Origin of the sequence: Delftia sp. S65 (assembly GCF_016516495.1) — a bacterium.
GTDB lineage: Bacteria > Pseudomonadota > Gammaproteobacteria > Burkholderiales > Burkholderiaceae_C > Comamonas > Comamonas acidovorans.
Genome location: NZ_JACVUR010000033.1, coordinates 45,815 through 57,832, shown reverse-complemented (window position 1 = coordinate 57,832; position 12,018 = coordinate 45,815). Strand labels below are relative to the sequence as shown.

10 protein-coding genes are annotated in these 12,018 nt (G+C 66.3%); 5 read left to right on the top strand and 5 right to left on the bottom strand.

Annotated features, from left to right (window positions below):
- Positions 1–74: 74 nt before the first annotated feature.
- Positions 75–548 (top strand): hypothetical protein, encoded by a 474-nt coding sequence (locus IAE24_RS22230; protein WP_199961674.1) that lies wholly within the window; start codon positions 75–77, stop codon positions 546–548.
- On the top strand, positions 545–1,597 hold the full coding sequence (locus IAE24_RS22225) for a hypothetical protein (RefSeq protein WP_199961675.1): 1,053 nt from the start codon (positions 545–547) through the stop codon (positions 1,595–1,597). The genes IAE24_RS22230 and IAE24_RS22225 overlap by 4 nt, the downstream gene beginning before the upstream one ends.
- A 92-nt stretch (positions 1,598–1,689) precedes the next feature.
- On the opposite strand, the gene glyA is transcribed toward IAE24_RS22225, so the two are convergent.
- The 4 genes from glyA to IAE24_RS22205 are packed head-to-tail and all read right to left on the bottom strand — an operon-like array spanning position 1,690 to position 6,419.
- On the bottom strand, positions 1,690–2,964 hold the full coding sequence (glyA, locus tag IAE24_RS22220; RefSeq protein WP_013802470.1) for a serine hydroxymethyltransferase: 1,275 nt from the start codon (positions 2,962–2,964) through the stop codon (positions 1,690–1,692).
- Positions 2,965–3,010: 46 nt separating this feature from the next.
- On the bottom strand, positions 3,011–4,249 hold the full coding sequence (locus IAE24_RS22215) for an aspartate aminotransferase family protein (protein WP_442778760.1): 1,239 nt from the start codon (positions 4,247–4,249) through the stop codon (positions 3,011–3,013).
- A 57-nt stretch (positions 4,250–4,306) separates the two neighbouring features.
- Entirely contained in the window at positions 4,307–5,158 is an 852-nt protein-coding gene (locus tag IAE24_RS22210) for a YggS family pyridoxal phosphate-dependent enzyme (protein WP_012205537.1), read from the bottom strand.
- A 4-nt stretch (positions 5,159–5,162) separates the two neighbouring features.
- On the bottom strand, positions 5,163–6,419 hold the full coding sequence (locus IAE24_RS22205) for a benzoate/H(+) symporter BenE family transporter (RefSeq protein WP_012205538.1): 1,257 nt from the start codon (positions 6,417–6,419) through the stop codon (positions 5,163–5,165).
- Between the two features lie 191 nt (positions 6,420–6,610).
- Here IAE24_RS22205 and pdxR point away from each other — a divergent pair, with 191 nt between their 5' ends.
- A complete protein-coding gene (gene pdxR / locus IAE24_RS22200) occupies positions 6,611–8,125 on the top strand; it encodes a MocR-like pyridoxine biosynthesis transcription factor PdxR (protein WP_013802466.1) in 1,515 nt (504 codons plus the stop codon).
- A gap of 30 nt (positions 8,126–8,155) precedes the next feature.
- Here pdxR and IAE24_RS22195 read toward each other — a convergent pair whose 3' ends face one another.
- Positions 8,156–9,436, bottom strand: a complete 1,281-nt coding sequence (locus IAE24_RS22195) for a serine hydroxymethyltransferase (protein ID WP_170962038.1) — start codon at positions 9,434–9,436, stop codon at positions 8,156–8,158.
- Between the two features lie 507 nt (positions 9,437–9,943).
- On the opposite strand from IAE24_RS22195, the gene IAE24_RS22190 reads away from it, so the two are divergent.
- Positions 9,944–10,906, top strand: coding sequence for an AurF N-oxygenase family protein (locus tag IAE24_RS22190; RefSeq protein ID WP_012205541.1), 963 nt, complete (start codon positions 9,944–9,946; stop codon positions 10,904–10,906).
- The gene (locus IAE24_RS22185) at positions 10,903–11,982 is read left to right on the top strand and encodes a 2Fe-2S iron-sulfur cluster-binding protein (RefSeq protein WP_199961678.1); all 1,080 of its coding nucleotides are present in this window, start codon (positions 10,903–10,905) and stop codon (positions 11,980–11,982) included. Before IAE24_RS22190 ends, IAE24_RS22185 begins: the two co-directional genes overlap by 4 nt.
- Positions 11,983–12,018: the final 36 nt, after the last annotated feature.

The following is a 12,018-nucleotide window of genomic DNA, read 5'->3' as shown; positions in this document are numbered from 1 at the left end:
GATCGCGGGCATGTGTAACGACATAATGCAGGCTTCCGTTCCGTGTCCTTTCTTCACTGATACAAGCCGCCGCCATGGAAATAGTGCCGCAAGCGAGCCAGTCAAACAGCGAACCTGATGATCACGACAAGGGTGAAATACCCAATGAGGCGAAATTCTTTCAGAACACCAAACGCACTGAACGCGCCTTGCTTCAAAAAATCGAGGGTTTGAACGTTTCCGCTGATGCGAAGGCCATCCTGGCCAATCTGCTGCGCTTGTCATCGCAGGTCGGACGCCGACTGGTGCGCATCGGGCGGAAGATTCTTGATCTCATCTTTCTTACGTTAGACCAGTTCCCCACCTTGGCATTCGCCACAGCGGTTGCCTTGGTGGTCGGTGCATTGTTGAGCGCAGTACCGCTGATAGGAACATTACTTGGAGCGTTGTTGAGCCCGCTGGCGATTGCATTGGGCATTGCCTACGGAGCCAAGAAAGAGATGGATTCTCCAGATCTGCAAGACAGGATTCGCCTGTTTGTTGCGCAATTCCAAGCGGCGCTGGCATGAAGCAAATCCACGAAATTTCCAGCGAAAATTTCACTCTGGACGGTGTGGAGCAGGTTGTTGCCGAGCCGCTGCGGTTCAAGGCAAAGTTGGCGATTGGAGAGAACGCCTATCGCTCTTTGCGAATGGTCAACCGGGGCCGTGAGCTGTGGGATGTTCTGGGGGCTGCTGGAACTGGCGCGGCAGTCGCCAAGTCGAGTCTGGTGGCTTCAACATTCTTTGCGCCATCTGGGCTATTGGGCGCAATCGGTATTGGAACCGCTGCCACACCGCTTGGGTGGGTCGCTTTTGCTGCATTGGCCTCGGGAGGAGCTTGCTATGGGCTCTATCGCATGTTTGCCAACAGCCGTGGATCTCGGGTCATTGAGATCCCCAAATTCCTGAATACGCCTCTCGATGTGCTTGCCTTGTCATTGTTCGACCTGATTGCACCGCTTGCCCTACGAATTGCTGCTGTAGGCGGAAAAATCGACCAGGAACAGCGCAGCGTGCTGGTGGAGCATTTGGTGGAAGAGTGGGGGTTTGACCCGAATTTCGTCGGTCAGGCCGTCCCGCTGCTGGAAAGCCAACTTGGACAGGGTCAGCCGCAGGACGTTGCCCAAGAGCTTGCCACCTTCCTCCACGCCAACCCGGACTGCAATCATGTGGCGATCGCTGCCGATCTGGGTGACTTTCTAAGGTCTCTGCTGGAGACTGGCAAACCACTTTCAGAGTCTGAACACACGTTGCTGAATGCCTGCATTGCCACGCTTTCGCAAGTTCCGGAGGGGGTGATGTCCAAGGCTTGGACTCAGGCCCGCCTCCGGGCTGCACAAGTTGCCGACGGCGTCGGCGGTACGCTGAGGGAAGCCAGCAAGAATTTGCCCAGCATGGAAGAGTTGCGTGATGCTGCCGACTCGACAGTTAACCAGGTCCGGCAATCTGCCCTGCGAGTGGGTACGTTGGCCAGCCAGGTTTTGCCAGAGCCCGCGCAGTTGAAGGAGGCGGCAAGACGATCACTTGCGCTGGGCAAAGCCGGCGTGGACAGGATCAAAAACCGCCTTTCCCGGTAGTTGCTGTCCTTGCTGCGGTTCTACTTCTTGCCTGGACGTAGCTTGGAGTCCCTGCGCTGTTGTCTGTGCCGAGAGCGATTCATGTCCGTAGTTCATTCATACACCGGATACCGACGGCACAGCTCCGTCACCTGATCGCGCACCTGCGCCGCCACCTTGGCAAAGCGGGCGCCTTCCTGCGCGTCCAGCGCATCGAGCACATCGCACAGCCAGCCGGCCAGCTGTTCGCACTGCGCCTGGCCGAAGCCGCGCGTGGTGACGGCGGGCGTGCCTATGCGCAGGCCCGAGGTCACGAAGGGCGAGCGCGGGTCGTTGGGCACGGTGTTCTTGTTGGTGGTGATGTGCGCCTCGCTGAGCGCGGCGTCGGCATCCTTGCCGGTGTAGCTGCGGTCGGACAGGTCGATCAGCATCAGGTGGTTGTCCGTGCCGCCCGAGACGATGCGGTAGCCGCGCTGCTGGATCACGGCGGCCATGGCCCGGGCGTTGGCCAGCACCTGGCGCTGGTAGGCCTTGAAGCCGGGCTGCAGCGCCTCCTTGAAGGCGACGGCCTTGGCGGCGATCACATGCATCAGCGGCCCGCCCTGCACGCCGGGGAACACGGCCGAGCTCAGGCGGCGGTTGAAGGTTTCGTCCTGTCCCTTGGACAGGATCAGGCCGCCGCGCGGGCCGCGCAGCGTCTTGTGCGTGGTGCTGGTGACCACATGCGCGTGGGGCAGGGGGCTGGGGTATTCGCCCGCGGCCACCAGGCCTGCGACATGGGCCATGTCCACCCAGAACACGGCGCCCACCTTGTCGGCAATGGCGCGCATGCGGGCCCAGTCCTTGTGGCGCGAGTAGGCAGAGAAGCCGCCGATGAGCATGCGGGGCCGGTGCTCCAGGGCGATGCGCTCCATCTCGTCGTAGTCGATCAGGCCTGTGGCGGGGTCCAGGCCGTAGGGGACGATGCGGTAGTGGCGGCCCGAGAAGTTGGACGGGTTGCCATGCGTCAGGTGGCCGCCCTGGGCCAGGTTCATGCCCATGACGGTGTCGCCGGGCTGGGCCAGCGCCAGGAACACGGCGGCATTGGCCTGGGCGCCGGCATGGGGCTGCACGTTGGCGTAGTCGCAGTCGAACAGCGCCATGGCGCGTTCCACGGCCAGGCGCTCGGCCACGTCCACGTTCTCGCAGCCGCTGTAGTAGCGCTTGCCGGGGTAGCCCTCGGCGTACTTGTTGGTGAAGACCGAGTTCTGCACCGCCATTACCAGCGGGCTGGCGTAGTTTTCGGAAGCGATGAGTTCCACATGGTCTTCCTGGCGGCGTTTCTCGCTCTGGATGGCCTTGGCCAGCTGCAGGTCGAAGTCGGCCAGGGTCAGGGATGCGTCGTACATGGGTGAGTGGTTCCTGTGTCGGGGCAAGGGCTGGGGGAGTCGATGGTCATGCAGCTGCCAGCTGGCCTGCCGCGGGCGCGCCTGCCTGCGCGGCGCTGGCCGGCTTCAGCAGACAGGCCAGGCGGGCGACGATGTCGTCGATCTGGCGCTCGTCGCATATCAGCGGCGGCAGCAGGCGGATGGTGGATTCGCGCGTCACCGTGATCAGCAGGCGCTGCTGGGCCAGCGCGCGGCCCACCAGGTCCTGGCAGTTGCGGTTCAGCTCGATGCCCACCATCAGGCCCTGGCCGCGCACGGCCAGCACGTCGGGGTGGCCGTGCAGCGCCTGCTGCAGGCCGTTGAGCAGGCGCCGGCCCAGTTGCCTGGCGCGGCCGGGGATGTCCTCGCTCTCCATGATGTCCAGCACCGTGCAGCCCACGCGGCAGGCCAGCGGGTTGCCGCCGAAGGTGGAGCCATGCTGGCCGGGCGAGATCAGGTCGGCCGCAGGCCCGCGCGCCAGGCAGGCGCCGATCGGAATGCCGTTGCCCAGGGCCTTGGCCAGGGTCATCACGTCGGGTGCGATGCCCGCGTGCTGGTGGCCGAACCAGGCGCCGGTGCGTCCCAGGCCGGTCTGGATCTCGTCCAGCATCAGCAGCCAGCCATGCCGGTCGCACAGGCTGCGCAGCTGGCGCAGGTAGTCGGGGCTGGCCAGGCGGATGCCGCCTTCGCCCTGCACGGGCTCGATCAGCACGGCCACGATGTCGCCATGCTGTGCGGCGGCGTGGTGCACGGCCGCGATGTCGTCATAGGGCACGCGCACGAAGCCCGGCATCAGCGGCTCGAAGCCGCGCTGCTTGGCCGGGTTGCCGGTTGCCGACAGCGTGGCCAGCGTGCGGCCGTGAAAGCCGTTGTCCATCACCAGGATCTGAGGCCGCGCCACCTGCCTGCGGTGGCCGTGCAGGCGCGCCAGCTTGAGCGCGGCCTCGTTGGCCTCGGCGCCGGAGTTGCAGAAGAAGGCCGTCTCCATGCCGGCCAGGGCGCACAGGCGCTGGCCCAGGCGTTCCTGCCAGTCGATGCGGAACACGTTGGAGGTGTGCAGCAGCAGGCCGGCCTGCTCGGCAATCACGGCGGCGATTTCCGGGTGCGCGTGGCCCAGGGCGGTCACGGCCACGCCGGCAATGGCGTCCAGGTATTCGGTGCCGTGCTCGTCCCACAGCAGGGCTCCACGGCCACGAACGAAGGACACGGGCTGGCGGGCATAGGCCTTCATCAGGCGGGAATCAAGGGGTTGCATGGCTTTTTGCATGTCAAGGTCCTCAAGCGGGGTCAGGGTTGAATCGAAAAGGGTGGCGAGGGGGCGCGCTCAGGGCAGTGCCAGGGCGGCAGGATCGGGGCCGCCTGCGGGCCAGTAAAAGCTGTCCGGCTGGGCGCGGGCGCCGAAGATGGCCTGGCCCACGCGCACCACGGTGGCGCCTTCCTCGATGGCGATCTCGAAGTCGCCGGACATGCCCATGGACAACTCGTCCAGCGAGATGCCCGCCGGCGCGCTCTGGCGCAGCTGGTCGCGCAGGCGGCGCAGCAGCACGAAGCACTGGCGCACGCGCTCGGCCTCGCTGGAGAACAGGGCCAGCGTCATCAGGCCGCGCACGCGCAGCGCACTGAAGGCGGGCAGGGCCTGGACAAATCCCTGCACCTCGTCGGGCGGCAGGCCGTACTTGCTGGCCTCGCCCGAGGTGTTGACCTGCACGAACACGTCCAGCGCCCGGCCTTCGGCCTGCAGGCGGCGGTCCAGCGCCTCGGCCACGCGCAGGTTGTCCAGCGCCTGGAACTCGCTGGCAAAGCGTGCCACCAGCCTGGCCTTGTTGGTCTGCAGGTGGCCGATGACGGACCACTGCAGATCGGCCAGGTCCTGCATGGCCTCCCACTTGCCGAAGGCTTCCTGCACCTTGTTCTCGCCCAGCATGCGGCAGCCCGCCGCGTGGGCCAGGCGCAGGCTGGACTCGGGCTTGGTCTTGCTCACGGGCAGCAGGCGCACGCTGGCCGGGTCGCGCCCTGCGCGGCGGCACGCAGCGGCCATGCGCGCCTGCACGGTGGCCAGGTTGTGCCGGAAATCGTCCACCGTCTCGGCCTGGGGATAGCGGCCGTGCTGGTCGTGGCGGGTCAGGGTGTCGGCGGCTTGGGCGGTGCCGCCGGTGGTGTCTTGTGTCGCAAACATGGTTTCAGCTCCTTTTGATGGCGGCATCGGCGGCGGGCACGTTGCCGGTGCCCGCCTCGCTGCGGGCGGCCCGGCGCGGCCACTGGCCGTTGAGCACGGCATGGGCGACCAGGCCGATGACCAGGCCCCAGAAGGCGCCGCCTATGCCCAGCATGGAAATGTTGGCGGCGGCGGCCAGGAAGGTGATCAGCGAGGCCTCGCGGGTTTTGGCATCGGCCAGCGCATTGGCCAGGCTGCCGCCGATGGTGCCCAGCAGCGCCAGACCCGCCAGCGTGGTGATGAAGGTGGCCGGGAACGCCATGAACACGGCCGCCAGCGTGACGCCGAACACGCCCACCAGGATGTAGAACACGCCCGCAGCGATGCCTGCGATCCAGCGCCTGGACGGCTCTTCATGCGCCTCCTTGCCCGTGCAGATGGCGGCCGTGATGGCGGCGATGTTGAAGGCGTGCGAGCCGAACGGCGCCATCAGCAGCGAGCCCAGGCCCGTGAGCGTGACGATGGGGTTGGCGCTGGTCTTGAAGCCGTCGTTGCGCAGCACCAGCATGCCGGGCATGTACTGGCCGGTCAGCGTGATCAGGAACAGCGGCAGGGCCACGCTGAGCAGGGCGTTGAGCGTGAATTCCGGCCGTGTGAACACGGGCGCGGCAAAGCGCAGCTGCAGCCCGGACAGGTCCACACGGTCCTGCGCCAGCAGGAACGCCAGGCCCAGCGCCAGGATGCCGACCACCGCATAGCGCGCCGTCAGTCGCTTGAGCAGAACGTAGGCCACGATCAGCAGGCCGGCCAGCAGCGGGTCCACGCTCATGCCGCCAAAGGCCTTGATGCCGAACTGCAGCAGGATGCCCGCCAGCAGGCCCGAGGCCACGCCGGGCGGAATCAGCCGGATCACGCGCTCGAACCAGCCCGACAGTCCCAGCACCACGAAGGCCGCGGCCGACACCACATAGGCGCCCACGGCCTCGGCATACGGCGTGGTGGCCAGGGCCGTCACCAGGAAGGCGGCGGCCGGCGTGGACCAGGCCGTGATGATGGGCTCGCGCGAGAGCCAGCTCAGCACCAGCCCGGTGACGCCCACGCCAATCGAAATCGACCACACCCACGAAGCCGTGAGTTCCGGGCTCAGGCCGGCCACCTTGGCGGCCTGGAACACCAGGATGAAGGTGCCGCCGTAGTTGACGATGACCGAGATCAGCCCGGCCACCACGGGGTGGATGAGGTCGCTGAAGCGAAGGGGTGAGTGTGTGTCTGATGAAGGCATGGTCTTCTCGTTTTCCTTGGGGGTTGGATTCCTGGCTGTCTTGGGAAAGGGGTATTTGAGCGCCGAAGTGGACTGAATGATCCATACACTTCGCTCTCTTGTTTCAGACCACTTTGCAATGAGCGCGCAGCGTTTGCGTCAGTACAATGGCCTGCCCAAGAGGTGCAATGAGATGAAAGGCGGCAGACCGCATGAGCAAGACCTTCGAGCTTGAGACCCTGAAGATCCGCATGGGAGATGCCGACCTGCGCCAGCTGGACCTGCACCAGCGGGTGCAGCGCGCCATGCGTGCGCTGATCCTGGATGGGGCGCTGCTGCCGGGCCTGAAGCTGCCGGCCACGCGCTCGCTGGCCGACTCGCTGGGCATTGCCCGCGACACGGTGGAGAACGCCTACACCCAGCTGCACCGCGACGGCTTCATCGTGCGGCGCCAGGGATCGGGCAGCTATGTCTCCGAGACCATCGGCACCGAGCTGCGGGGCCGGGCGGCGCGGCGCGGCCGCTCGCCCGAGCACGAGCGCAGCGCCCAGGTGGCCGCAGCGGGCAGGGCCGGCGCCGGCCTGAGCCGGCGCGGCCAGGCCATTGTTGACGGCGGCGGCATCGCCGACCAGCAGACCATTCGGGCCTTTGCCACCGGCCTGCCCGAGACGCGCACCTTTCCCACCGATGTCTGGGAGCGGCTGCAGCGGCAGGCGCTCAAGGACTACCGGGCCAGCGTCCTGCTGCACGGCGACCCGCAGGGCGCCGAGCCGCTGCGCAAGGCCATAGCCACCTACCTCAACCTGGAGCGTGGCGCCAAGGTGGACGCCGGGCAGATCGTGGTGCTCAGCAGCACGCGGCAGGCGCTGTTCCTGTGCGCGCAGCTGCTGGTGGATGCGGGCCGGCCCATCCTGCTGGAGAACCCGGGCTACTTCGGCGCCCGCAAGGCCTTCGAGTCGGCCGAGGCCAAGGTCCTGCCCATCGACGTGGACGCGCAAGGCATACGCACGGACCTGCTGCATGCCGACCGCAGCGGCGCCACCTGCGTCTATGTCACGCCGTCGCACCAGTACCCCACGGGCGTCACCATGCAGCTGGAGCGGCGGCTGGACCTGATCCGCTGGGCCTTCGAGAGCGGGCGCTGGATCATCGAGGACGACTACGACAGCGAATTCCACTACGACGGCATGCCCACCGCCTGCGTGCAAGGCCTGGACAAGCACGCGCGCACCATCTACATCGGCACCTTCGGCAAGACCCTGTACCCGGGCCTGCGCATGGGCTACATGGCCTTGCCGCAGGAGCTGGTGCGCGCCTTTGTCCAAGCGCGCAGCATCATGGACGGGCACACGCCCCAGATCCAGCAGCTGACGCTGGCGCGCTTCATGGAAGACGGCCACTACAACTCCCACGTGCGGGCCATGCGCAAGCTGTACGCGGGGCGGCGCGAGGTCATCCTCGAATCCATAGGCAGGCACCTGGCCGGCATCGTCACCGCGCCACGGCCCCAGGGCGGCATGCAGGTGCCCTGCCTGCTGGAGCCCGGCTGGTCCGAGGAAGACACCATCCGCCGCGCCGCCGCGGCCGGCGTGCTGCTGCAGGGGCTCAGCCGCCTGTACGCGGGCGAGCAGCGGCAGCCGGGCTGGCTGCTGGGCTATGCCTCGCTCACGGCCTACGAGATCGAGGCCGCCGTGCTGCGCCTGGCCAACGCGCTGCGAAAACCCTGACAGGTTGGGAGAAGCCGGACGCTGCATGCCTCAATAGGGCAGGGGAAAGCGCCCGGTGAGGTCGGACACGCCTTCGTGGATGGACTTGAGCGTGCGCGCGTTCATGGTGCCGCTGCGTATGCCGCCCAGTGTGGCAAGAATCATGTCGCCGATCTCGCGGAACTCGTCGGCGCCCATGCCGCGCGTGGTGCAGGCCGCGCTGCCCACGCGGATGCCCGAGGTCACCAGCGGCCGCGCGCCGTCGCCGGGCACGGCGTTCTTGTTGACCGTGATGCCGATCTGCTCCAGCGCCGTTTCGGCGGCCTTGCCCGTCAGCTCCCAGGGGCGCAGGTCGATCACGCCCAGATGGCAGTCCGTGCCTGCGGACACCACGGACAGTCCGCCCTGCGAAAGCCGGTCGCACAGCACGCGGGCGTTGTCCACCACGGCCCGCGCATAGGTGCGAAAGGCGGGCTTGAGCGCCTCGCCCAGCGCCACCGCCTTGGCCGCCACCACATGCATCAGCGGGCCGGACTGCAGGCCCGGAAACACGGCGGCGTCTATGCGCCTGGCGATCTCGGCGTCGGCCGAGAGGATCATGCCGCCGCGCGGCCCGCGCAGCGTCTTGTGCGTGGTGGTCGTGGTCACATGGGCGTGCTCCACGGGGGAGGGGAACACGCCTGCGGCCACCAGCCCCGCCACGTGCGCGATGTCGGCCATGAAGATGGCGCCCACCCGGTCGGCAATGCGCCGGAACTCGGCCCAGTCCATCTGCCGTGAATAGGCCGAGCCACCGGCAATGATGAGCCTGGGCCGCTCCTTCAGCGCAATGCGCCGCACCTGGTCCATGTCGATGCGCTGGGAGCGGGCGTCCACCTCGTAGCTGATGGACTGGAACCACTTGCCCGACACGCTCACGCGGGAGCCATGCGTCAGGTGACCGCCCGAGCGCAGGTCCAGCCCCATGATCTTGTCGCCGGGCTCCAGGAACGCCAGGTACACGCCCTGGTTGGCCTGGCTGCCCGAATGCGGCTGCACATTGGCGTGCGCGCAGCCGAACAGCGCCTTGGCACGCGCAATGGCCAGGTTCTCCACGGCATCGGCATTGGCGCAGCCGCCGTAGTAGCGCACGCCCGGGTAGCCCTCGGCGTATTTGTTGGTCAACACCGAGCCCTGCGCCTCCATCACCGCGCGGCTCACGAAGTTTTCAGAGGCAATCAATTCAATCGAGCGCGACTGGCGAATCCGCTCGGCCGCGATGGCATCCCAGGCCTCGCTGTCTGCCTGTTGAAGATCCAGTGAATTGATTTTGGGGAGCGATAAATCGTCCATGTCGCATTGGCTGTCTTGGAGGCGCTGAAGCACGGGAATCGGCAACGCCCGGGTTATGGAAGGATTTGGAAACCAGGACGCATCGGTAATGGGCAGTCTACAAAGTGCAGCTGTCTTGATTCCGACCATGTTTCAGCGGGTGAGCAGACCAATTAAGGTGGCATGCCAATGTAAACCGTTGAAAAAAGCGGTCTGGTTCATTGACGAAAATAGGTCTGTTTGAATCCATGCTCTCTCCATAGAATTCGCCGCCAGACGTTGAAAGTCATGAGATCCAATACCGCCACGAATCATCCGAAATCTGCAGTCGGGCAGATTGATTCAAGGTGGAATATGACAGAGTGAAGAAATCCATGACAACGTATCTGCCATCTGCGGCGTCATTTGAAGCGCCATGTGCATCGTCATTTGCAGCGCCATCGGTGATTGCGGCGGATGGAGAAAGCGGGGGGAGGGAATAGGCGATTTGACTCAGATCAATCAAGTTCAATCACACGGAGTTGAAAAATGAATCTCGATATCTCTCGGACAGATGACGCCGTGCGCGATGCGCTCAAAAAGCTGTCCCTGCTCTGGAAGTCAAGAGCGGCCGTGAATCAGGACCTGCCTGATTACTGCGGCTTGGCGTTCGACCCCGCCCGGCAGGACTTCACCGCCTCGCTGCTGCCGTTTCGCGATCACCAGGCATGGGTGGAGGCACCCCAGCACCTGCGCGACCAATGCCTGTCCTACGCCTGGGGCATCTACAACCTCAAGACCATCTACATCGAGTGCAACGTGGTCACGCCGGCCTGCGAGGACATCATCAAGACCCCGCCGCCCAGCGCCAACCGTGCGCTGCTGCAGGACGTCATGTCCCAGGCCCTGCTGGACGAGGCCCTGCACACCCGCATGTCCATCATGGCCTGCAACTACATCTACGAGATGCGCGGCCTGGCGCCGCTGGACTACGCGGACTTCAACCTCGTCGGCTGGCGCAACGGCGTGCTGGCGCAGTGCGGCGCGGAATGGGAGCGCCGCCTGGCGCGCTTCGCCATTGCCTGCGCCAGCGAGACCCTGATCACCGACTACCTCAAGACCATGGCCGAGGACCGCTCCATCCAGCCCATCTGCCACGAGGTCACGCGCACCCACGCCGTGGACGAATGGAGCCACTCCAGCGTCTTCAGCTCGGTGGCCACCGACATCGTCCAGGGCCTGAGCAACCGCGAGCGCAGTTACCTGCGCTCCATCATCCTCAAGACCGTGCAGATGTTCGCCAACAACGAACTGGGCGCCTGGTCCACCGTCTTCACCATGGTCGGCATGCCGCATGCGCGCGACATCCTGCACGACGTGGGCGACAGCAACGAGATCGGTGTCTACACCGACTCGGTGCAAAGCCTGATCGACCGCATCGGCCTGGCGGGCCGCAACCTGGGCGGCAGCGTGGCGCTGGTGTCCTCGGTCCTCGAGGAGATGCAGGCATGAGCGCCGCCCTCCAGGCAGGCAGCACGCTGGCGCGCTGCGCCGCGGCACGGGCAGAGGCGGGCGGCGTCATGGTCTACACCCTGCGCGTGCAGGGCGCCTCGGCGCAGTTCCTCGGCGGCCTGCGGCCCGGCCGGCATGTGGCCGTCGAGCATGCCGACGCCAGTGGCGCCGTGCAGCAGCGGCTGTACTCCATCACCCGCTACGAGCCCTGCAGCGAGCACGACGGCGCCGGCCAGTTCGACATTGCCGTCAAAAGCTCGGGCCGGGGCAGCGTCTCCGACCACATGCATGCAGTGCTGCGCGCAGGCTCCACGCTGCCGCTCGGCCACGTGGCCGGTGACATCACGGCCGACCTGGTGCTGGGCCTGGACTCCCTGGTCATGCTGGCCGGCGGCATCGGCCTGACCCTGCCGCTGGCGCTGCTGCGCGAACTGGACCGGCTGCAGCAGCAGGGCCAGCGCGTGCCTCGCACCACGCTGCTGCTGTGCTTCGCGCGCATGGCCGACATTCCGTTCCTGCAGGAGCTGCAGCAGCTGTGCGAAACGGCCCCCTGGTTCGACCTGCGTATCCACATCACGCGCGAAGACATTGCCGCCCACGGCCCCTTCGTGCCGGGCCGCCCCTCGCAGCAGTCCCTGCTGGCGCTGGGCCAGCCCCAGGCAGTGGTCATCTGTGGTGGCCACGCCTTTGCGCAGACCTTTCGCGAGCATGCGCGGGCCTGCTTTCCCGGTGCCATACAGCACATCGAGGCCTTCACGCCGCCTGCCGCATCCACCGCCCAGCCAGGCGACGCGGTGCAGCCATGCCAGCTGCAGATCGCGCACAGCGGGCAGATTGTCGAAGCCGCGTCCGGCAAAAGCCTGCTGGAAATCCTGGAGGGCGTGGGCATTGCCATCCGCAGCCAGTGCCGGGCCGGCATCTGCGGCAGCTGCCGCATCCGCATCACGGGAGGCAGTTCACGGCTGGAGGCGGACTTTTGCCTCAGCGACAGGGAAAAGGAAGCCGGCTATGCCTTGGCCTGCTGCACCTTCCCCTCGGCGGGCCATATCCACGTCGATCTCAAGCCCGGCGCCTGACGGGCTCCGTACGTTCCAAGCCACCCTCCTGTATCC